This window comes from Streptomyces sp. NPDC058646, from assembly GCF_042716875.1.
Classification (GTDB): Bacteria; Actinomycetota; Actinomycetes; order Streptomycetales; family Streptomycetaceae; genus Streptomyces.
In genome coordinates, this window is sequence record NZ_JBHXRK010000006.1 from 108,809 (window position 1) to 129,807 (window position 20,999).

Annotated in this window: 22 protein-coding genes; 15 read left to right on the forward strand and 7 right to left on the reverse strand. The window is 75.6% G+C overall.

The annotated features are described in order from the left end of the window. Positions 1-88: 88 nt before the first annotated feature. Genes ACFWUZ_RS09750 through ACFWUZ_RS09770 form a run of 5 tightly spaced genes read left to right on the forward strand, consistent with a single transcriptional unit; the run spans position 89 to position 5,367 of the window. Positions 89-1,111, forward strand: coding sequence for a 3-oxoacyl-ACP synthase III family protein (locus tag ACFWUZ_RS09750; protein WP_384369912.1), 1,023 nt, complete (start codon positions 89-91; stop codon positions 1,109-1,111). Beyond that, a complete protein-coding gene (locus tag ACFWUZ_RS09755) occupies positions 1,108-1,851 on the forward strand; it encodes a glycosyltransferase (protein ID WP_384369915.1) in 744 nt (247 codons plus the stop codon). Before ACFWUZ_RS09750 ends, ACFWUZ_RS09755 begins: the two co-directional genes overlap by 4 nt. Beyond that, entirely contained in the window at positions 1,851-3,332 is a 1,482-nt protein-coding gene (locus tag ACFWUZ_RS09760; protein ID WP_384369918.1) for an AMP-binding protein, read from the forward strand. The genes ACFWUZ_RS09755 and ACFWUZ_RS09760 overlap by 1 nt, the downstream gene beginning before the upstream one ends. Next, positions 3,329-4,450, forward strand: coding sequence for a cytochrome P450 (locus tag ACFWUZ_RS09765; protein WP_384369920.1), 1,122 nt, complete (start codon positions 3,329-3,331; stop codon positions 4,448-4,450). The genes ACFWUZ_RS09760 and ACFWUZ_RS09765 overlap by 4 nt, the downstream gene beginning before the upstream one ends. Then, positions 4,447-5,367: an NAD-dependent epimerase/dehydratase family protein gene (locus tag ACFWUZ_RS09770; protein ID WP_384369923.1), complete on the forward strand. Its 921-nt coding sequence runs from the start codon at positions 4,447-4,449 to the stop codon at positions 5,365-5,367. Before ACFWUZ_RS09765 ends, ACFWUZ_RS09770 begins: the two co-directional genes overlap by 4 nt. On the opposite strand, the gene ACFWUZ_RS09775 is transcribed toward ACFWUZ_RS09770, so the two are convergent. Continuing rightward, positions 5,346-5,594, reverse strand: a complete 249-nt coding sequence (locus ACFWUZ_RS09775; RefSeq protein ID WP_384369926.1) for a hypothetical protein — start codon at positions 5,592-5,594, stop codon at positions 5,346-5,348. The genes ACFWUZ_RS09770 and ACFWUZ_RS09775 overlap by 22 nt on opposite strands. Positions 5,595-5,810: 216 nt before the next feature. Here ACFWUZ_RS09775 and ACFWUZ_RS09780 point away from each other — a divergent pair, with 216 nt between their 5' ends. After that, positions 5,811-6,365, forward strand: coding sequence for a hypothetical protein (locus ACFWUZ_RS09780; protein WP_384369929.1), 555 nt, complete (start codon positions 5,811-5,813; stop codon positions 6,363-6,365). A 27-nt stretch (positions 6,366-6,392) separates the two neighbouring features. Here the strand turns inward: ACFWUZ_RS09780 and msrB are convergent, their stop codons facing one another. The 4 genes from msrB to ACFWUZ_RS09800 all read right to left on the reverse strand — a co-directional run bounded on the left by msrB (position 6,393) and on the right by ACFWUZ_RS09800 (position 9,650). Continuing rightward, positions 6,393-6,800, reverse strand: a complete 408-nt coding sequence (gene msrB / locus ACFWUZ_RS09785) for a peptide-methionine (R)-S-oxide reductase MsrB (protein WP_384369932.1) — start codon at positions 6,798-6,800, stop codon at positions 6,393-6,395. Positions 6,801-6,815: 15 nt separating this feature from the next. Beyond that, positions 6,816-8,213 carry a UDP-N-acetylmuramate--L-alanine ligase gene (gene murC / locus ACFWUZ_RS09790; protein WP_384369935.1) on the reverse strand — a complete coding sequence of 466 codons (1,398 nt, stop codon included), beginning with the start codon at positions 8,211-8,213 and terminating at the stop codon, positions 6,816-6,818. Positions 8,214-8,273: 60 nt separating this feature from the next. Beyond that, a complete protein-coding gene (locus ACFWUZ_RS09795) occupies positions 8,274-8,741 on the reverse strand; it encodes an indole-3-glycerol phosphate synthase (RefSeq protein ID WP_384369938.1) in 468 nt (155 codons plus the stop codon). Positions 8,742-8,876: 135 nt separating this feature from the next. Next, complete coding sequence (locus tag ACFWUZ_RS09800) at positions 8,877-9,650, reverse strand: pyrimidine reductase family protein (protein ID WP_384369941.1); 774 nt, start codon at positions 9,648-9,650, stop codon at positions 8,877-8,879. A gap of 84 nt (positions 9,651-9,734) precedes the next feature. On the opposite strand from ACFWUZ_RS09800, the gene zapE reads away from it, so the two are divergent. The 5 genes from zapE to ACFWUZ_RS09825 all read left to right on the forward strand — a co-directional run bounded on the left by zapE (position 9,735) and on the right by ACFWUZ_RS09825 (position 14,927). After that, positions 9,735-10,796 carry a cell division protein ZapE gene (gene zapE, locus ACFWUZ_RS09805; protein ID WP_384370321.1) on the forward strand — a complete coding sequence of 354 codons (1,062 nt, stop codon included), beginning with the start codon at positions 9,735-9,737 and terminating at the stop codon, positions 10,794-10,796. A gap of 62 nt (positions 10,797-10,858) precedes the next feature. Beyond that, the gene (locus ACFWUZ_RS09810) at positions 10,859-11,287 is read left to right on the forward strand and encodes an OsmC family protein (RefSeq protein ID WP_384369944.1); all 429 of its coding nucleotides are present in this window, start codon (positions 10,859-10,861) and stop codon (positions 11,285-11,287) included. Between the two features lie 304 nt (positions 11,288-11,591). After that, complete coding sequence (locus tag ACFWUZ_RS09815; protein WP_384369947.1) at positions 11,592-12,935, forward strand: alkaline phosphatase PhoX; 1,344 nt, start codon at positions 11,592-11,594, stop codon at positions 12,933-12,935. Between the two features lie 85 nt (positions 12,936-13,020). Next, positions 13,021-13,995 (forward strand): PPK2 family polyphosphate kinase, encoded by a 975-nt coding sequence (locus ACFWUZ_RS09820; protein WP_384369951.1) that lies wholly within the window; start codon positions 13,021-13,023, stop codon positions 13,993-13,995. Between the two features lie 17 nt (positions 13,996-14,012). Beyond that, positions 14,013-14,927, forward strand: a complete 915-nt coding sequence (locus ACFWUZ_RS09825) for a polysaccharide deacetylase family protein (protein ID WP_384369954.1) — start codon at positions 14,013-14,015, stop codon at positions 14,925-14,927. 10 nt (positions 14,928-14,937) lie between these two features. On the opposite strand, the gene ACFWUZ_RS09830 is transcribed toward ACFWUZ_RS09825, so the two are convergent. Further along, positions 14,938-15,129: a hypothetical protein gene (locus ACFWUZ_RS09830; RefSeq protein WP_384369957.1), complete on the reverse strand. Its 192-nt coding sequence runs from the start codon at positions 15,127-15,129 to the stop codon at positions 14,938-14,940. A 65-nt stretch (positions 15,130-15,194) separates the two neighbouring features. Next, complete coding sequence (locus tag ACFWUZ_RS09835; RefSeq protein ID WP_384369960.1) at positions 15,195-15,869, reverse strand: AIM24 family protein; 675 nt, start codon at positions 15,867-15,869, stop codon at positions 15,195-15,197. Between the two features lie 71 nt (positions 15,870-15,940). Between ACFWUZ_RS09835 and ACFWUZ_RS09840 the strand changes: the two genes are divergently transcribed. From ACFWUZ_RS09840 to ACFWUZ_RS09855, 4 genes are all read left to right on the forward strand, one after another. Then, positions 15,941-16,690 carry an aminoacyl-tRNA hydrolase gene (locus ACFWUZ_RS09840; protein ID WP_384369963.1) on the forward strand — a complete coding sequence of 250 codons (750 nt, stop codon included), beginning with the start codon at positions 15,941-15,943 and terminating at the stop codon, positions 16,688-16,690. A 120-nt stretch (positions 16,691-16,810) separates the two neighbouring features. Next, positions 16,811-18,118, forward strand: coding sequence for a DUF692 domain-containing protein (locus ACFWUZ_RS09845; protein WP_384369966.1), 1,308 nt, complete (start codon positions 16,811-16,813; stop codon positions 18,116-18,118). Further along, positions 18,115-19,158 (forward strand): TIGR04222 domain-containing membrane protein, encoded by a 1,044-nt coding sequence (locus ACFWUZ_RS09850; RefSeq protein ID WP_384369969.1) that lies wholly within the window; start codon positions 18,115-18,117, stop codon positions 19,156-19,158. Before ACFWUZ_RS09845 ends, ACFWUZ_RS09850 begins: the two co-directional genes overlap by 4 nt. A gap of 161 nt (positions 19,159-19,319) precedes the next feature. Continuing rightward, entirely contained in the window at positions 19,320-20,978 is a 1,659-nt protein-coding gene (locus tag ACFWUZ_RS09855) for an alpha/beta hydrolase (RefSeq protein ID WP_384369972.1), read from the forward strand. Positions 20,979-20,999: the final 21 nt, after the last annotated feature.

A 20,999-nucleotide genomic window follows, 5' to 3' on the forward strand; every position in this document is an offset into this window, starting at 1 on the left:
TTCCCGCCCGGGGTACTCAACCGGTCCGCGCCACGAGATGAGCATCCGTACTCAGGACCCCTGGACGCCGCATTGCCATCGTGTGGACATGCTCATTCAGCCATCTGACCCGCCGCCGCGTGCCGGGATAACCGCCGTCGGCAGCCTGCTGCCCGAACAGGCCCTGTCCTCGGAGGACCTCCAGCGGGAGGTGGCCGGGCGCAGTGGCCTGACCCTGCCGCCGACCCTGCTGGAACAAGCCACCGGGATCCTCTCCCGCCGGGTCGCGCCGGAGGGCGTGTACGCCTCCACGCTCGCCGTGGGCGCCGCCCGCCGGGCCCTGGAGTCCGCCGGGCTGGACCCCCTCGACATCGACCTGCTGGTCTTCGCCTCGGCCTCCCGGGACATGGTCGAACCCGCCACCGCGCACATCGTCCAGGCGGAACTGGGTTCCCGGGCCCACGCCCTGGACGTCACCAACGCCTGCAACAGCTTCGTCAACGGGATCGACCTCGCCCGGTCCATGGTCCTGGCCGGGCGGGCCCGCCGGGCCCTGGTGGTCACCGGCGAGACCCCGAGCCGGGCGGTGCGCAAGGACCCCGCGGACTTCGCGGAGTTCCGGCGCGGTTTCGCGGGCTACACCTTCGGGGACGCGGGGGCGGCCGTCGTCGTGGAGGCCGTGGAACGGGGCGGGATCCTGCACGTGGACTCCGAGACGCACTCGGAGCACTGGGAGGTCGGGGGCATCCCGGGCGGCGGGTCGCGGCACCCGCGCGGCGACGACCACACCTATTTCCGCGGCGACGGCCACGAGCTGCGGGGCGTCTTCGAGAAGGCCGGCACCGCCGTCATCGACCGGACCCTGCACCGGACCGGTACGGACTGGGACGGCTTCGCCAGGGTGCTCGTGCACCAGGTGACCGTGCCGTACCTGGAGCGGTTCGCGGAACTGACCGGGGTGCCCGACGGAAAGCTGGTGGTGACGGTGCCCGAGCTCGGCAACGTCGCGAGCGCGAGCCTCGGGGTGCAACTGGACCGGGTGTACGGGGAACTGGCCCCGGGCGAGCGGGTGCTGTTCGTGGGGCTCGGCGGCGGGATCAGCATCATGACCATGGTCTGGGAGAAGTCGTGAGCCCCCGCCTGTGGGTGGTCGTACCCGCGCACGAGGAGGAGGCCCGGCTCGCGGACACCCTGCGGGCCCTCGCCGCGCAGCGGGACCGCGACTTCACCCTGCTGGTCGTCGACAACGCCTCGCGGGACGGCACGGGCGCCGTCGCCCGCACCTTCGCGCGGCAGGCGCCGTTCCCCGTGGAGGTGATCGAGGAGCCGCACAAGGGCGTCGGCTCCGCCGTGGACACCGGCTTCCGGTACGCGATCGGCCGGGGCGCGTCCCTGCTCGCCCGCACCGACGCCGACTGCCTGCCCCGGCCCGGCTGGACCCGCGCGGCGCGGGCCGCCCTCATCCGGCATCCCGGGCTGGTCTGCGGACGCATCACCGCCCGCCGCGACGAGCACGGCCCCCTCGGCCGGGCCGGGTTCGGCGCGCTGGTCGCCCTCGCCGCGCTCTTCGGACGGCTGCGGCCCGAGCACGCCCGCCGCAACGGCTACCGGGCCCCGTACCGCATGCACGCCGGGAACAACATGGCCATCACCGCCGAGCTGTACCTGGCCGTGGGAGGCATGCCCCGGCGCCCCTCCCCCACCGACCGGCTCTTCCTCAACGCCGTACGCCGCCACACCGACCGGATCACGCACTGCCGGGAGATGGTCGTGGAGAACTCGACGCGGCGCCTGCGGGCCTACGGCATCGCGGGCACCGCCCGCTGGTACCTGGACCAGGGCAGCGGCCGCCACGGAACGGACCCCCGCTGATGCTCGACCGTCTCGACCACGCGCTGCGCGGCCGCCCCGAGCGGCCCGCCGTCCTCACCACCGCCCGCAGCGGCGCGCCCCGGGTGCGCGCCACCCGCGGTGAACTCGCCGAGCTGGCGGACGCGTTCGCCGCCGCCCTGCACGCGCGCGGGCTGCGCGCCGGGGACACCGTCGGCGTCGCCGTGCGCCCCGGGCCCCGGGCGCTGGCCGTCCTGCTCGCCCTGTGGCGGCTCGGGCTGCGCGGGGCCGTGCTCGACCCCGGTGCCGGGCCCGACGTCCTGCGTGCCCGGCTCGCCCTGGCCCGGCCCGCGCTGGTCCTCGCCGATGCGAGCGCCCAGGCGGTGGCGGGCTGGGCCCGGCCGCTGGCCCGGCGGGCCCGGCTCGCGCTGCCCGACCTGGCGGAACTGGGGCCGGTGGCGACCGTGGGGCCGCGGCTGCCCGGCTGCGCGCCCGCACTGGACCTGACGGCACCGCGGACCGGGGTGCCCGTGCACGGGGACCACGACGGGGACGCGGTGATCGTCTTCACCTCCGGCACCACCTCCCGGCCGCGGGCCGTGGTCCACACCCGGGCCGGCCTGGCCGCCGGGATGGCCACCGTCTCCTCCCTGTTCGACGCCCGGCCGGACCGCCCGGTGCTCGGCGGCACCTTCTTCGTCCTCGTCCCCGCGCTCACCGGCGGCGCCCCCGTCGCCCTCCCGGCCCGCAGCCCCCGGGTGCTGGCCCGGCAGCTGCACCGGCTGCGCCCCCAGGACACCTACCTGACCCCGCCCCGGCTGCGGGACGCCCTCGGCGCCGGCGCCCGCTTCCACGGCCGGGTGTGGACGGGCTCGGCCCCCGCCGGCGCCGCACTGCTGGAACGGGTGCGGGCCGCGGGCGCGGACGAGGCCTGGGGGGTGTACGCGCTCACCGAGCTGTTCCCGGCCGCCGCCGTCGAAGCCCGCGAGAAGGCCGCCTTCGAGGGCGCCGGGGACCTGGTCGGCGCCCCGCTGGCCGGTGTCCTCGCCCGCCCCGACACGGACGGCCAGCTGCTGCTCGCCGGGGCCGCCGCCCGTCACCGCTACCTGGGGGAGGAGCCCGACCCGTGGGTGCGTACGGGCGACCGGGCGCGGCTGGACCCGGCGGGCCGGATCGTCCTGGAAGGCCGCTGCAAGGACATGGTGCTGCGCCGCGCCGAGAACATCTACCCGGGCCTCTACGAACCCGCCCTGCACGTCCCGGGCGTGGAGCTGGCCCTGCTCGTCGGCGTGCCGACGGGTGAGGGCGACGAACGGCTGGTGGCCGTCGTGCAGCCGCGCCGCGGCTCCGCCGAAGGCGCCCTGCGCGCCGCCCTGGCGGAGCCGATCCGGCGGATGGGCACCGCCCGGCCCGACGCGCTGCTGTTCGCGGACGTCCCGCTGTCGGGGCGCTCCCGCAAGCCGGACCGGGCGGCGACGGCCGCGCTCGCGGCGCGGCGCCTGGGCGCGGGGGCCGGCCGGTGACCGCCGCGGGGCAGGTGCGGGCCCGCCGCCGTGACCGCCGCGTCTACCTGCGCAGCCACCCGCTGCTGTTCGCGCTGCTGGCGGCCACGCGCGGGCGGCCCGTCCGGAGGCTGGGCCGGGCCGTGCTCGTGCACGACGCGGCGGCGTACCGCGAGGCGCTGACCCGGCTGCCGCTGGACCGTACGGCCGCCGGCACGACGGGCGGCGCCGCGCGCGCCGCGCTCTCCGGGCCGACCGGGGTGCTCTTCGACCAGGAGGGGGCCGGGCACCGGGCCGACCGGCGCGCCCTCGCGGTCGGACTGGGCGCGGCCGGGGTGGAGGAACTGCGGTCCGTGTGGCGGCCGTTGCTGGCAGGGGGCCTCGCGCCGCTGGGCCGGGGCGGGGAGGTGGACCTGGTGGATCTCGCGCGTGGACTCGCCGGATCGGTGGTGTGCGCGCTGCTGGACCGGCCCGCCGAGCCACGGGCCGTCGCGGCGGCGGCCGCCGAGGCCGCAGCCGCTTCCGTACGCAGTCATCTGCCGGGCCCGCGCCGCCCGGGTGCCGAGGCCGGGGCCGCACGGGCCGCGGACCGGCTCCGGCGGCTGCTGGGCGGCCCTCAGGGCGCGGAGCAGCCGGCCGGCGGGGCGGACGCGCTGTCCGCGATGGTGGCGGTGGCCGCAGTCAACACCACCGTCGCCGCGCTGCCCCGGGCCGTGGCCTGGTGCGCCGACGCGGGCCTGTGGGACCAGGCCGCCGACGAGGCGCTGCTGCCGGTGCTGGCCGACGAACTGCTGCGGGTCACCGCGGCCTCGCCGCTGCTGCCCCGGGTGGCCGCCGGGGCGGGGAGCGTCGGCGGCTGCCCGGTGCGCGGCGGGGACCGGCTGCTGCTGGTGGCCCGGCACGCGGCCGAAGCGCACCGCCGGGATCCGGACGCCCGGGCACCGGCCGGCCCGGACCTCGCCCGCCTGGTGTTCGGCGCCGGGCCGCACAGCTGTCCGGGGGCCCGGCTGGCCCGCGTACAGCTGGCCGACGTACTGGCGGCGCTGGCCCCGTACCGGCCGGTCGTGACGCGGGCCCGGGTGGACCGGGGCTCCGCCCTGCCCGGCTGGCGCTCGCTGACGGTGAGGGCCGGGGCGTGAGCGCGCGCACGCGGGTCGCGGTCACCGGCGCCAGCGGGTTCTGCGGCGGCCACGTGGCGCGGACGGCCGCCGCCCGCGGGGCGGAGGTGGTGTGCGTGGGCCGGCGGCCCGGCCCGGTGGGGGAACACCGCTTCTGGGATGCGGCCCGGGGCGGTCCGGACCTGGCCGGGGTGGACCTCGTCGTGCACTGCGCGGCGGCCGTCGGCGACCCGGCGCCCGGCTCGGCGGCCGGGGCGCGGATGCGCGCGGTCAACGTGGACGGCACCCGGCGGCTGCTCGACGCGGCGGGCGGCGCCGGCGGCCTGCCGGTGGTCTGGGTGAGCAGCGCGAGCGTGTACGACCCGCGCCGGGACCGGAGCCTGGTCGGCGAGGACCACCCCCGCACCGGCCACCTCAACGCCTACGGGCGGACCAAGGCCGAGGGCGAGGCGCTGGCCCTGGCCGGTGGTGCGGTGGTGCTGCGGCCGCGCGCGGTCTACGGGCCGGGCGACACGCAGCTGCTGCCCCGGCTGCTCTCCCGGGTCCGGGCCGGGGTGCTGGCGCTGCCGGGGCCCGACGTCCGGCTCAGCCTCACGGCGGTGGAGAACCTCGCCGACGCCTGTCTCGCGGCGGCCGGCTGGCCCCCGGGCGCGTACAACGTGGCCGACGCCGAGCCGTACGCCCGCGACGCGGCCGTGAAGCAGGTCCTGCGCGCCCACGGGGTCCGGGCCCGGATCCGCCACCTGCCGCTGCCGCTGGCCGGTACGGTCGCCCGCGCGGCGGAGGCCCTGGCCCGCCTCACCGGTTCCGAACCCGCCCTCAGCCGCTACGCGGTGGACCAGCTCGCCCACCCGGTCGTGCTCGACCTGAGCCGGGCCCGGGGCCGGTCCTGGGTCCCCCGCCGGACCCTGTCGGACTACCTGGCGTCGCTGCGGTGACCCCGCCGCTGCGCGGGGGCGGGCGAGCGGGCGTGGCGCTCCGCCTCGGCGTGCCACCACCCCGGCGGGGCGGGGCCGGTGACCTCGGCAGTGGGTCGGCCGGGATGCAGCCCGAGCGGGCGGAGGGCCTCGGACTGCAGGTGGACGGCGAACCAGCCGCGCCGGCGGCCGTCGGGGCCGGGGCCGCAGGCGTGATCCCAGCGGATCTCGTCCTCGGCGAACGGCATCCAGTCGATGCCGCGGCCCCGCAGTCAAGCGCGCAGGGCCGCCATCGGGTGGGGGCGGCCCGGCAGGTTCTCGTACATCGCGATCGTGGTCCACTCGGCGCTGGGCGTCTGCACGCGCCCATGATGCCGGGCGGCGGCGCACGGGAGGGCGCCGGTGCCCGCCGGGACGCGAGCCGCCGGGTGGCAGGGTGGTCCGGATGGGCTCACGCTCGGGTCATGAACGGACACGAGCTCCCCTCCTGGCCGCCGTCGGAGCCCGCGCCGCAGGGCGGCGCACCGCGGTGGGGGCAGGTGCCCGCCCCGCCTCCGGCCGCGCCCTCGCGGCCGGGGTGGAAGCGCCTGCTGACCCACGGCGCGGCGGGTCTCGTCGGGCTGCTGCTGGGCATGGGCATCGGCGCCTCCGGGTCCGGTACGGCCCCGGAGGCGGAGGGGCCCGCACCGCCCGTGCGGAGCGCGGCCTCGACCGTCACGGCCGCGGCGAGCGCGGCGCCGGCCGGCCGGCCGTCCTCCGCCGAGGCGCCCCGCACGGAGATCGCGGGCGACGGCACCTTCCTCGTCGGCCGGGACGTGCGGCCGGGCACCTACCGGACGGCGGGGCCGCAGGACGACGCCTTCCCCAACTGCTACTGGGCCCGGCTGCGCAACACCAGCGGTGACCTGGCCGCCATCATCGCGAACGACAACGCGCAGGGCCAGGCCGTCGTCACGATCGCGGCCGGCGACCGGGCCTTCGACACGAAGGGCTGCCGGCCCTGGACGAGGATCGGCTGACCTCCTGGCCCCTCCGCGGCCCCGGCCTCAGCCCTCGGCGGGCGTCAGCCGCAGCGAGATCGAGTTGATGCAGTAGCGCTGGTCGGTGGGGGTCGGGTAGCCCTCGCCCTCGAAGACGTGGCCCAGGTGGGAGCCGCACTTCGCGCACCGCACCTCGGTGCGGACCATGCCGTGCGAGGTGTCCGCGATCAGCTCGACGGCCTCGGTGTCCTTCGGGTCGAAGAAGGACGGCCAGCCGCAGTGCGACTCGAACTTCTCCGACGAGCGGAACAGTTCCGCCCCGCAGCCGCGGCAGGAGTAGACGCCCTCCGTCCTGGTGTCCGTGTACTCGCCCCGGAAGGCCGGTTCGGTGCCCGCGAGGCGCAGCACCTGGTACTCGGACGGCGTCAGCTCCGCCTGCCACTGCTCGTCCGTCTTCTCGACCTCGTACGACATGACTCTCCCGCTCCCTCAGACGGCCAGGCGGGCGAGGATGGCCGGACCGAGGTCCGTGACGTCTCCCGCGCCCATGGTGAGAACGAGATCGCCCGGCTTGGCCATTCCCGCGACGACGTCGGCGACGGCCTCCTTGGAGTGCTCGGCGGTGACGTCGGCGCCCGCCGCCCGGGCGGCGGAGATGATCAGCTCGCTGGTGATCCCGGGGATCGGGTCCTCGCGGGCCGGGTAGATGTCCAGGACCACCGAGGCGTCGGCGAGGGTCAGGGCCTGGCCCATCTCCTTGCCCAGCTCCTGGGTGCGGGAGAAGAGGTGCGGCTGGAAGACGACCAGGATGCGGGAGTCCCCGGCGGCGCCGCGGATGGCCTCCAGGTCGGCGGTCATCTCCGTGGGGTGGTGCGCGTAGGAGTCGATGACCTGCACGCCCGCCGCCTCGCCCTTGAGCTGGAGGCGGCGCTTGACGCCGGTGTACTTGCCGAGGGCGGAGGCCAGGTTGTGCGCCGGGATGCCGAGGGCGACACCGGCGGCGAGGGCGGCCACGGCGTTGTGCGCGTAGTGGCGGCCGGGCACGGAGACGGTGAAGGTGAGCATCCGGCCGCCGAGGACGACGGTGACCTCGCTGGTCAGGCCGCGCGGGACGATCTTGACGATCCGGACGTCGGCGGTGTCCTCCTCGCCGTACGTGACGATGTTCAGGCCGGGGCGGCCGACGACCCGGGCGGCGATCTCGGCCGCGCCCGCCTGGCCGTGGGCGACGACGAGGGTGCCGCCGGGCACGACCTGGGAGACGAAGGTCTCGAAGGACTCGTAGATCTCCTCGATCGAGGCGTAGTTCGCGTGGTGGTCGAGTTCCGCGTTGAGGATGATCGCGACCTGCGGGGCGTACTTGTGGAAGGTGCGGTCGCTCTCGTCCGCCTCGGCCACGAAGATGTCGCCCTCGCCGTGGTGGGCGTTGGAGCCGGGGGCGTCCAGGTCGCCGCCGATGGCGTACGAGGGGTCCAGGCCCAGGGCCGAGAGGGAGACCGCCAGCATCGAGGTGGTGGTGGTCTTGCCGTGCGTACCGGCGACGGCGATGGGGCGCAGGCCGTCCATCAGGCGGGCGAGGGCGTCGGACCGGTGCACGACGGGGATGCCGAGCTCGGCCGCGCGGGCCAGCTCGGGGTTGTCGGCGCGGATGGCGCTGGAGACGACCACGCAGGTGGTGTCGGGGGCGAGGTTGCCGGCGGCGTGCCCGCCGTGGACCGTGGCGCCGTGGGCGCGCAGCGCCTCGGCGGTCTCGGAGTCACCACGGCTGTCGCTGCCGGCCACCTGCGCGCCGCGCTGGGCGAGGATCTTCGCGATGCCGGACATGCCGGCGCCGCCGATGCCGATGAAGTGGGGCCGTTCCATGGCGGTCGGCAGGCCGGGCTTCATTCAGGTCGCTCCAGGATCGAGTGCTGTGCTTGTGCGCTTTCGAGCTCTGACGGCCCCAGCCTATTCGTTGTGGGCGAAGAGCTTGAGCACCGGAACCCCGACCAGGTGCCGGGCGCGCGAGGCCCAGTCCCGGTGGAAGAACTCCTCGACGAAGTGCGGGGCGGTCAGAACGATCACCTCGTCGGCCCCGGTCTCCTCGACCACCGCCTTGAGTTTGTCGAGCGGGTGGTCCTCGATGATCTGCCCGACGGCCTTGGCGCCCTTGTGGCGCAGGGCGTTCAGGGAGTGCGCGAGGGCGTGCGCGGCGGGGCCGCGGGCGGCCTCGCCCTCGGGTTCGTCGCCCTCGCGGACGGCGTCGGGGAGCTCACCGAGCGCGACGTCGTCGATGGCACGCAGCAGGCGGTCCTGGTCGCCCCGGGGCTGCATGAGGACGATGAAGGACACCGCGTCGTCCCCGTGCAGGGTGGTGACGAAGTCCACGTCCACCGGGGTCAGCGGCTGCTCGATCATCAATACGCTCGTGAACACGGACGCCCTCTCCTTCATGGGCCGAGGCCGGGGGGCCGGCCCCTGCGGAAACCATCCTGCCCCGCTGTCGCACGGGGCCTGCGCAGGTATATGTGCCCAGCGGAAGCAAAGCGGAACGGCAAATTCCGCCCCTTGTCAGATCCGACGGTAGCTCGTGAAGAGGAACCCGGCCTCCTCCAGTACGCACGCGGGGGCGAGCCTGCGCGGAACCGTCATGGAGGGCCCTGCGGCGACCCGCTGGGCGTCGCCCGCGGTCAGCATCGGCGAGAGCGTCAGGCACAGCTCGTCCAGCACGTCGGCGGCCACGAGCTGCCCCAGCAGCCGGGGCCCGCCCTCGGTGAGCTGGCGGCGCAGCCCCCGTCCGGCCAGCTCCCGGACCGCGCGGGCTGGGTCCACGGCCGCCCCGTCACCCGCCACCACGACCTCGGCCCCGGCCCCGACCGCCTCGGCCACCCGCTCGGCGGGGGCGGCGGCCCCGGTGACCACCAGGGTGGGCACCAGGGGGGAGGTGAAGAGGGGCAGCGTGAAGTCCAGGTCCAGGCTCGCGGTGACCACCGCGATGGCGGGGGCGGGGCCCTGTCCGGCGGCCTCACGGCGGGCCTCGAAGGCCTCGCGGGCCCGGGCCGGACGGTAGCCCTCCTGGCGAACCGTTTCCGCGCCGACGACCACCACATCGGCCAGCGCCCGCAGGGTGCCGAAGATCCGCATGTCCGTCTCGCCCGAGATGGGCTGTGAACGCCCGTCGTGCTGGGCCGCGCCGTCGAGGGTGGAGACCATGTTCGCCCGCAGCCAGGAGGCGTCCTCGGGCAGCGCGGGATAGGCGTAGGCCTCGGCCAGCTCGTCCAGCGACCACTCGCGGTCGGCCTGGGCTGCTGATGTCTGATCGGTCACAGGGAACAGGCGTCGCATCGGTGCAGTGTGCCACGCCCCGTAGAGTGAAGAGCTGTGTCGACATCACTCTCCGCTCCCGGTGCCGCCTCCGGCCGGCCCCCGATAGCCGACGCGGGGCCCCAGGCCCTGTGCGCCCGCGAGCCGCGCGTACCCGCCGAACGGCTGGTGGCCGAGATGGTGCCGCCGCCGCGCTTCGACTCGGTGCGCTTCGACACGTACGACCCGGACCCGACCCAGCCGAGCCAGTCCGAGGCCGTCACCGTGCTGAGCGGCTTCGCCGCCGGGCTCGGGGGCGCCCACGCGAGCGGTGCCGGCAAGCGGCGCTGGTTCGCCAGGACCCCGAAGAACACGGCCCCCGCCGGCCCCCGCGGGGTCTACCTCGACGGCGGCTACGGCGTCGGCAAGACCCACCTCCTCGCCTCGCTGTGGCACGCCACCCCGGCCGAGCCCGCGCTCAAGGCCTTCGGCACCTTCGTGGAGCTGACCAACCTGGTCGGCGCGCTCGGCTTCCAGCAGACCGTGCAGACCCTGGGCGGGCACCGACTGCTGTGCATCGACGAGTTCGAGCTGGACGACCCGGGCGACACCGTACTGGTGTCCTCGCTGCTCAGCCGCCTCGTCGAGCAGGGAGTGGCACTGGCCGCCACCTCCAACACGCTGCCCGGCAAGCTCGGCGAGGGCCGCTTCGCCGCCGCCGACTTCCTGCGGGAGATCCAGGGGCTCTCGGCGCACTTCCGGCCGCTGCGCATCGACGGCCAGGACTACCGGCACCGCGGTCTGCCGGAGGCCCCGGCCCCCTTCTCCGACGAGCAGGTGACCAAGGCCGCGTACGCGACCGAGGGCGCGAGCCTGGACGACTTCCCCGGCCTGCTGGAGCACCTGGCCCGGGTGCACCCGAGCCGCTACGGCGCGCTGACCGACGGGATCGCGGCGGTCTGCCTGACCGACGTGGGCCCGGTGCCGGACCAGTCCACGGCGCTGCGCCTGGTGGTGCTGGCCGACCGGCTGTACGACCGCGAGGTCCCGGTCCTCGCCTCCGGGGTCCCCTTCGACCGGCTGTTCAGCGACGAGATGCTGAACGGCGGGTACCGGAAGAAGTACTTCCGAGCCATATCGCGGCTCACCGCGCTGGCACGCGACGCGAAGCCCCTGGTCTCGCAGTAGGTTTGGCACGGCCGGGCTCCTGCTGGCGCCCGGCCGTTTCCACTTCTGCGAAGGGATCCACCATGGCTGCCACACGCAACGCACACGCCGTCTGGGAAGGCGATCTGTTCGAGGGCAAGGGCGTCGTCACCCTCGACTCCTCCGGTCTCGGCAGTTACCCCGTCTCCTGGCCCGCGCGGACCGACGAGGCGGCGAACGGGCGGACCAGCCCCGAGGAGCTCATCGCCGCGGCGCACTCCAGCTGCTTCAACATGGCCTTCTCGAACGTCCTCACGAAGGCGGGCAACCCGCCGGCCAAGCTGACCACCTCGGCCGCCGTCACCTTCGTACCCGGCAAGGGGATCACCGGCATCCACCTCACCACCGAGGGCGAGGTGCCCGGCCTGGACAGCGACGCCTTCGTCGCCGCCGCCGAGGACGCCAAGGCGAACTGCCCGGTCAGCCAGGCCCTCACCGGCACGACGATCACCCTGGACGCCAAGCTCGTCTGACCGGCACGAAGCCGTGTCCGCCCCTGCCCGGGCACGATCTTCACGGATCGGCCCGGGCGGAGGCCGGCGGACACGGGTCGGCAGCTCGGCAGCTCGGCAGTCGAGCGAACGGCAGGGCGAGCGGCAGGACGGCAGGGCGGGACCTGACGCGGTGCCGCCGGCGCCCCGGCACCCCCGTGCAGGGGCCCGCACGCACACGGTGGTGTGACGCGGCGGCCGGCCCGCACGCGTCGGCGCCGGACGGAGGCGCCCGCGTGGTACGACGAGGCCGTCCCGCCTCCGCTTCCGCCGCCGGGAGTTGCCGATGTCCGTCCCCCGACGCAGCCTGCTCGCCGCCGGTGCGATCGCCTTCAGCGGGGCGCTCGGCGCCCTGTTCGCCGGCAGCCCCAGCGCCGCCCGGCCGGCTCGGGGGTACGGGCCGCTCGTGCCCGATCCGCGCGGGCTGCTCGACCTGCCCGCGGGGTTCGCCTACCGGGTGCTCTCGCGCGCGGGCGACCCGCTCCGCTCCGGCGGCGGAACCGTTCCGGGCAACTGCGACGGCATGGCCGCCTTCGGCGCGGGCGGGGGCCGCGTGCGCCTGGTCCGCAACCACGAGAACCGCACCACCGCCGCCCTGCGCGTCCCCGCCGTCCCGGGACTGACGTACGACCCCCACGCCCTCGGCGGCTGCACGGTGCTCGACCTCGGGCCCGGCGGCGAGGTCACCGGCGAGCGCGTCGCCCTCGCGGGTACCGCCGTCAACTGCGCCGGCGGCCGGACCCCCTGGAACACCTGGCTGAGCTGCGAGGAGACCGAGGACCGGGCGGGCACCTCCGGATACGCGCTGGACCACGGCTACGTCTTCGAGGTGGACCCCGCGGATCCGCACCGCTGCGGCGCCGTCCCGCTCACCGCCCTGGGGCGCTTCGCGCACGAGGCCGTCGCCGTGGACCCGTACCGCGGGGTCGTGTACGAGACCGAGGACGCCTTCGACGCACCCTTCGGGCTGTTCTACCGGTTCCTGCCCCAGCGCCCGCTCGGAGGCCGCGGCTCGCTGCGGGCCGGCGGCGTCCTGGAGGCCCTGCGGGTCCCCGGCGTGGCGGACCTGGCCGCGGTGGACGAGCCCGGGGCCGAGTTCCCGGTCGCCTGGGTCCCCGTACCGGATCCCTCCGCGGCCGGAACCCCGGTGCGCCTCCAGGACTTCGGGCCGGCCGGGATCACCCACGCCCAGAAGCTGGAGGGGTGCTACTGGGGCGAGGGAGTCGTGCACTTCGTCTCCAGCTTCGCCCGCAGCCGGGAGGGCGCCGCCGCCGACCACCACGGGCAGGTCTGGTCCTACGACCCGGGCCGCGCCCGGCTCCGGCTGGACGTGCTCTTCGGCCCGGCCGCCGACGTCCGGCTGCCCGGGGACTCCCCCGACAACATCTGCCTGGCCCCGGACGGCGGGCTGATGGTCTGTGAGGACGGCGGCGGCGACCAGTACGTCCTCGGAGTGACCCCGGACGGCGAGGTCTATCCGATGGCGCGCAACGCCGAGGGCATCGGGCTGCCGGGGGCGCCGGAGTGGGGGGAGTTCGCCGGGGTCACCTTCTCCCCCGACCGGCGGACGATGTACGTCAACGCCTACGCCCCGGGGACCACCTTCGCGGTGACCGGCCCCTGGCACTGACCCCGTCGCCGACCCCGGCCGCCTCGCGGCTCCGTCCGATCTCCTGCAGGATCGTACGGAACCGACGGGATCGGGGTGGACAGCGATGGCGAGGAAACAGACCGAGCGGCCCAGGAGCAAGGGCAAGGGCAAGGGCAACAGGACCGGGAGCGGAACCGAGGCCGAGCCCGAGGCCAAGGCCAGGACGGGGACCGAAGCCGGGACCGGGGCCGGGTCCGTGCCGGCGGTCGGACTGCGGGAGCTGCTGCGCGCCCCGGCGGGCCGTCTCGACCTCCGCCGCTTCGACCCGCGCGCGACCCCTGCGGGTCCCCCCGGAAAGGCGGCCGCACGCGCCGCGGCCGCGGCGGTGGAACCACGGCTCGCCTCCCTCCAGGAACGGCTCTACGCGGCGAGCACCGCGGGCGACCGGCGCCGCGTCCTGCTGGTCCTCCAGGGCATGGACACCAGCGGCAAGGGCGGCACCGTCAAGCACGTGATCGGGATGTTCAACCCTTCCGGATGCCGCGTCAGGGCCTTCAAGGCGCCCACCCCCGAGGAGCAGGGCCAGCCCTTCCTGCGACGCATCACCGAGGCGCTCCCCCTGCCGGGGGAGATCGGCATCTTCGACCGTTCGCACTACGAGGACGTCCTGGTGGCCCGGGTCCGCGAGCTGGTCCCGCGCAGCAGGCTGGGGCGCCGGTACGCCGAGATCAACCGGTTCGAGCAGTCCCTCGCGGACGACGGCGTGACCGTGGTGAAGGCCTTCCTCCACATCAGCTACGAGGAGCAGCGCAAACGGCTGCTGGAGCGGCTCGACAACCCGGACAAGCACTGGAAGTTCAGCATGGGCGACATCGAGGACCGCGCTCTGTGGCCCGAGTACCAGCACGCGTACGAACTGGCCCTGGAGCGCTGCTCGACCGATGCCGCGCCCTGGCACATCGTCCCCGCGGACCGCAAGTGGTACCGCAACTGGGCCATCGCCCAGCTGCTGCTGGAGCACCTGGAAGCCCTCGCGCCGCGCTATCCGGAGGGTGACTTCGACGTGGAGGAGTGCCGCATCCGTCTTATTTCCACATAGTCATATATTTTGCGTACGTGACCATCTCTGTGCGCAAAGTAGCGGCCGTGGCCGCTCTCAGTGCCGCCCTCGGTGCCGCCCTCACCGGATGCGGGGGCGGCACCGGTCCCTCGGAGGCCGGCCGTGAAGCCCGTCTGGGCACGGGCGGGACCGCCCCTTCGGCTTCCGCCGGCTCCCCCGCCGCCCCGGAACCCGGCTCGGCGGCGGGCCCGCTGCCGGGCACACCGGGCAGGGCCCCGATGCTGGCGCCCGGTCCGAACGGCCTGACCCCGGTCTTCGAACGGACGAAGCAGAGCGGCGACAAGACCGTGGCGCTGACCTTCGACGCCGACATGACGGCCGATCAGGGGCCCCGCGCGGCATCCGGGGAGCGCTTCGACAACCCCCAGCTGATCGCGACCCTGCGGACCCTCAAGGTGCCCTCGACGGTCTTCATGACGGGCCGCTGGGCCGAGGAGTACCCGGACCAGGCCAAGGCCATCGGCACCGACCCGAACTTCGAGATCGCCAACCACTCCTACAGCCACCACGCCTTCACCTCCCCCTGCTACGGGCTCCCCGCACTCGACGGCGCGGCCGCCCGGGCGGACGTGGACCGGGCCTTCGAGTCGTTCCGCAAGGCGGGCGCCGTGAACACCGTGCCGTACTTCCGCTTCCCCGGAGGCTGCTACGACGACCGGGCGCTGCGGGCCCTGATCCCGGCGAAGGTCACGGCCGTCCAGTGGGACGTGGTGAGCGGGGACGCGTTCGCGAAGGACCCGGACGCGGTGGCCGAACAGGTGCTCGCCGGGGTGAAGCCCGGCTCCGTGGTGGTCATGCACTGCACGCGCAGCGCCGCCCCGGTCACCGAGGAGGCGATCCGGAAGATCGTCCCCGAGCTGCGCCGGCGCGGCTACCGGTTCGTGAAGGTCTCCGAGCTGATCGGCAGGTGAGCGCGGCGGGTCAGCCGGAACAGGCCGTCCGCTCCGCGTCCTGCCACTCGCACACCGGGCACAGCACCACACCCGGTGTCGCGACCCCGTACTCGGTGGGCTTGCCGCACTCCAGACAGTCCGCGTACGGCGGCCCCGCCACCGGGCCGGCCGGGGCCGCCGGGGCCGGGCAGTACGACGGGTTCTCGTCCGGCTGGTCCATACGTACGAGGGTACTCGTCCCGGCCCCGGCCCGGCGGGCCCCCGGGGCCGGGCGGACTGCTTCCGTCAGTGGGCCGCCGCGGCCTCGGTGACCTCGCTCGGCCGGACGATGACGAAGCCCTCGCCGCGCAGCTCCAGTTGCACGGCCTCGCCCGAACCTCCCCGGATCATCGACCCGACCGACTGGGAGCGGTGCAGGCCGGTGTCCAGCCCGGAGCTCCAGCCGACCACCGCGTCCGTGTCCACGTAGACCGGGGCCTGCGGGGTCACCGGGATGATGATCGGGCTGCCGTCGCAGACCACGGCGAGCTTGCCGGTGCCGGTGAAGACGCTGTTGAAGAGGCCGCCGCCGGTCATGCCGGCGCCCTTCACCATCTTGATCTCATACGCCAGGGTCGGGTCGAAGCACAGCACGTTGCGGCCGTTGACGGTCAGGGCGTCGCCCGGCTCGAAGTCGATGACGAAGCAGTTCGCGGCCTGGTGGGCGAACCACACCTCCCCCTGTCCGCGCACGGACATCAGCGCCAGGCCCTCTCCGGTGACGGCGCGCTTGAGCATGCCGCCTATGCCCTGCCCCTTGCGTTCGAACTGGAGGTTGCCGCGGTAGGCGACCATCGAGCCCTGCCGCGCGAGCACCTCACCGTTGACGGTGTACTTCACGGACTTGGCGTTCTGGAGGGTCATGCCCGGAGCGGCGGGTGCCTGGGCCAGGTTGTCGGACGCGAACAGATCACTCTTCATGCACCCGATCGTCGCCCGCGGCGGGCACCCGGGACATCATCCTCAAGGCGGATGCTGGCATCCTTGGCGGGATGAACAGCCAGCACACCCCCGACACCACCGCAGTCCCCGCGGTCGGCGCGGACAGCCCCTTCCGGCAGGAGCACGCCCTCCGCGACGAGGCCCCGCAGTTCGTCCTGCCGCTGGTGGTGCGGATCGAGAAGACCGAGCCGCCCGCCCGGACGGACGCCCTGGAGACGGCTGCGCGCGCGGTGCTGGTCCTGCTGACGGACGAGCGCGCGCACGGCGAGGGCGAGTGGGCCGAGGCCGTACGGGACTGGCAGGACGCCCGGATCCGGAAGGTGGTCCGGCGGGCGCGCGGGGCGGAGTGGCGCAAGGCCCAGACGCTGCCCGGCATCACCGTGCACGGGGACGCCTCGGAGGTACGGGTCTTCCCGCCGGTGCCGCTGGACGGCTGGCCCAAGGAGCTGGCCAAGCTCCAGGTGTCCGGCACCGACCTGGACGACCCGGCTCCGGCCGGCCCGGCCGGGCCGGGACTCCCCGTGCTCTGGCTCAACCCCGACCTGCAGATGTCGGCCGGCAAGGCGATGGCCCAGGCCGGGCACGCGGCGCAGCTGGCCTGGTGGGAGCTGACCGGCCCGGAGCGGGCCCGCTGGCGGGAGTCCGGTTTCCGGCTGGCCGTACGGACGGCCGCGCGCGACCGGTGGGCCGAGCTGAACGGGAGCGGGCTGCCGGTGGTGCGGGACGCGGGCTTCACGGAGATCGCGCCGGGCAGCGCCACGGTGATCGCCGACCACCCGGCTCTGCGGGCCCGGACCTGACACCGGTTCCGACGCTGCCGTAACCTCAAATGTTGCTCTGAAACCCCGCCCCGTGCGGTTGGCCGGACCCTGCCGGGGCCATCACACCGGCAGACGGACCGACGAGAGGGGGGACGGGACATGAAGCCCATGGCACACCTGGGGGTGGGCATCGGCTGGCGGCCCGAGATCGCGGACGCGGTCGAGCGGCTGCCCGGTCTGGACTGGGTCGAGGTGGTGGCCGAGAACATCTGCCCGGGCCACCTGCCGGAGTCCCTGCTGCGGCTGTCCGAGCGCGGTACGCGCGTCGTGCCGCACGGGGTCTCGCTGGGCCTCGGCGGCGCCGACCGTCCGGACCCGGCCAAGCTGGCCGCGCTCGCCGAGCGGGCGGTGGCGCTGGGGGCGCCGCTGGTCACCGAGCACATCGCCTTCGTCCGCAGTTCCTCGCCCGCGCTGGAGGCCGGCCACCTGCTGCCCGTCCCGCGGACCCGGGACGCGCTGGACGTCCTGTGCGAAAACGTACGGATCGCGCAGGACGCCCTTCCCGTGCCGCTGGCCCTGGAGAACATCGCCGCGCTGATCGCCTGGCCCGGCGAGGAGTTCACGGAGGGGCAGTTCCTGACGGAACTCGTCGAGCGGACCGGCGTACGGTTGCTGATCGACGTGGCCAACCTGCACACCAACCGGGTCAACCGGGGCGAGGACCCGGACGCCGTGCTCGACGGCATCCCGCTGGAGGCGCTGGCCTACGTCCACGTGGCGGGCGGTGTCGAGCGGGGCGGCGTCTGGCACGACACGCACGCACACCCCGTCCCGCCGGTGGTGCTCGACCTGCTCGCCGGGCTCCGATCCCGCACGGACCCGCCCGGTGTCCTGCTGGAGCGCGACGACGACTTCCCGCCCGAGGCGGAGCTGGCGGACGAACTGGCCCGGATCCGGGCCGTGGTGGACGCCGGCCCCCACCCCGCCCCGCGTACCGCCGCAGCGCCGGCCCCGGCGCACGGCGGACCGGGCGGTCCGCAGGACGGCCCCCTCGGGGCGGCGCGGATCCGCCTCGGCCTGAGCCAGGCCGCGCTGCTCTCGGCACTGGTGGCCGGGACGCCCGTACCCGAGGGCTTCGACCGGCAGCGGATCCGGGTGCAGGCCCGGGCGCTGACCGCCAAGCGGGCCGGGGTGGTGGCCAAGCTGGCACCGGAACTGCCCGAGATCCTGGGCGGTGACCGGCCGTACCGCGAGGCCTACGCGGCCTACGCCAAGGGCCGTCCCCTGGCCGCGGCCGGGTACCGCCGCGAGGCACTGGACTTCGCGGAGCACCTGCTGGTGCAGGACCTGCCCGCCGACCCGGCCGCACGGCGCCGGCTGACCAGGTGGTGGCAGGACCGGGCGGGGGCGCGGCCGGCGCGCCGGGTGGTGCGCTGGGCCCGGGCGCTGGTGGGGAGGGCGGCATGAACCTCCTCGCGCTGGCGACCTGGGTCGCCGTCCTGGTGTCCTCCGTCCTGCTGATCCGCGGCGTGCGCCGCTCCGGGCCCGCCGCGGGCGGGCCGGGGCCGCGGCTGCACGACCTGTCCGAGGCCGCGTTCGTCGCGGGCGGCCCGGGGAACGTCGTGGACACCGCGCTCGTCTCGCTGCTCGGGGACGGCCGGCTGATCGTGGGCGGTCCGGGCATCGTCCAGGTGCGCCCCGGGGCGCGGGCCGGCGACTACGCCGAGCGGGCCGTGCTCCAGGCCCACGCGGGCGCTTCCTCGGGCTGGCTGTACCAGGTGCGGTACGCCGCCATGCGCGACCCCGCCGTGCAGGAGACCGGGGACGCACTGGCCGCGCGCGGGCTGCTGCGCGTGCCCGGCTCCGCGCGGCCCTGGCGGAGCTGGGGGATCGCGCAGGCCGTGGTGTGCGCGCTCATGGTGCCGGTGGCGGTGGTGGTCACCGTCGTCGCCCTGGCCCTGGACTCCGGCGCCCAGATCCCCTTCGTCGCGAAGGTGATCCCCGCGCTGGTCGGCGGCCTGCTGGTCGGCGCGATCTGCGCCGCACGCGCCGGGCGGCGGGTCACCCTGGCCGGACAGCGGGCCCTGCGCGAACTGCGTGCCGCGCACCTGCACGACGGGTCCCCGTACGTGCAGACCGCCCTGTTCGGGTTGCGCGGTCTGCGGGACCCGTACCTGCGCCAGCAGCTGGTGCCGGCGGCCCGCGGCACCCGGCTGGCGGCGGCGCAGGCCCGGTCGGTTCCGCCCGGCACCGGCAGCTCGTACGGGCCGGCGGCCGAGTTCCTGCCGGTGCTGTGGTGCGCCGGGAGCGACGGCGGCCCGGGAGGCGGCGGGGGCGGTTCGGGCTGCGGTTCCGGCGCGGGGTGCGGCTCCTCGGGCGGTGGCGGTTCCTCCGGTTCCGGCTGCGCCTCCTCCGGCAGCAGCAGCAGCTGCGGCGGAGGCAGCAGCAGCGGTTCTGGCTGCAGCAGTTCCTCCGGCTCCAGCTGCAGCAGCTCCAGCAGTTCCTGACCGCCCGTCACGGGCCCGCGGCCTCGGCGGGCCCGGCCGTACGGCAACCGGGTCCGGATCCCGCGGCAAGGGGGGTACGGGGGCCGACACCGGCTGGTGATCCTTTACAGCCTCCCCGGGGACGGATCTCATCGGCTCATCCGATGAGAGGCAGGACAGCCATGCGGAGCACCCCCGCACGCCACGCAGGCGCCGCCGCGGCGATCTGCCTCCTGCTGGGCGCCGCGCCCGCGGCCCGGGCCGAGGAGCCCGCCCGGCCGCCGTCCGCCGAGGAGGCCGGGGCGGAACTCGTGGCCCGGCGCGCCGCCGATGCGGCCTCCGGCACCCCGGCCGGTGCCCGCCGGCCGCTGCGCTTCACCACCTGCCCCGAAGCCGAGGGCCTGCCCTCGCCGGTCCGCTGCGCCACCCTGCGCGTCCCGCTCGACTACGCCCGCCCCGACGGCCCGCAGATCTCCCTCACCGTCAGCCGGGCCGCGGCCACCGGAGCCGGCCGGGCCGCCCGGCAGGGCGCGCTCGTGCACAACCCCGGTGGCCCCGGCGCCTCCGGCATGCACTTCCCGCTTCTCGCCGGCCTCCCGGGCTGGGAACGCGTCGCCGCCGCCTACGACCTAGTCGGCTACGCCCCGCGCGGGGTCGGCCGCTCCGCCCCGCTGTCCTGCCAGGACCCGGCCACCCGGGCCCAGGGCCCGACCCAGGTCCCGGTCCACCCCTCCCCCGCGTACAAGAGGGAGCGGATCGCCGCCGCCCAGGCCTACGCGCGGGGCTGCGCGCGGCGGGCCGGCGCGGCCCTGCGGCACTACACGACGCCGAACAACGTCCGCGACCTGCACGTGCTGCGCGCCGCGCTCGGCGAGCCGCGGCTGACCTTCACGGGCGGCTCGTACGGCACCTACCTCGGGGTGGTCTACGCGACCCTGTACCCGGGCCGCGTCCGCCGGATGGTCCTCGACTCGGCGGTCGACCCGGACCCGCGCCGCATCTGGTACCGCAACAACCTGGCCCAGGCGCCCGCCTTCGAGCGCCGCTGGTACGACTTCCGCGCCTGGGTGGCCCGGCACCACGGCACGTACCGGCTCGGCGCCACCCCGGCGGCCGTCGGGGCGAGCTACGCGCGCGTACGGGACGCGGTGGCCCGCACCCCCGCGGGCGGAACCGTCGGGACCGGCGAACTGCACTCCGCCTTCGTCCAGACCGTGTACTACGACGACGTGTGGCCGGAGCGGGCCGCGGCGCTGGCCGCGTTCCTGCGCGGCGATCAGGGTCCGCTGACGCGGCAGGCCGCCCCGGACCCGGCGACGGCGGCGGACGCCGAGAACGCGACGGCCGTCTACACGGCCGTGCTGTGCAACGACGCCCCCTGGCCCGCGGACTGGGAGACCTGGGACCGCGACCACACCGCACTGGCCCGGACGGCCCCCTTCGAGACCTGGGCCAACGCCTTCCTCAACCTGCCCTGCGCCTACTGGCCCGTGAAGGAACGGCAGCGGCCGGTGGACGTGGGCGCCGCGCCGGGCGCCCTACTGCCGCCCACGCTCGTCGTCGCGGCGGAGCGGGACGGGGCGACCCCGTACCGGGGGGCGCTGGAACTCCGGCGGCGGCTCGGCGACGGGGCCGCACTGGTCACGGAGGAGGGGGCCGGAAGCCACGGAGTGGCCGGCGGGCGCAACGACTGCGTGGACCGTCACGTGGAGCGGTACCTGCTGACGGGTGGGACCCCGGGCCGCGGTGTCACGTGTGCGCCGCATCCGGAGCCCGCACCGGTGTCGCTGGACGACCGGGCAGCAAGCGCCCGCGGGGCACTGCTGCCGCCTGTCGTCTGAACTTCCGGGCGGGATCTCCGG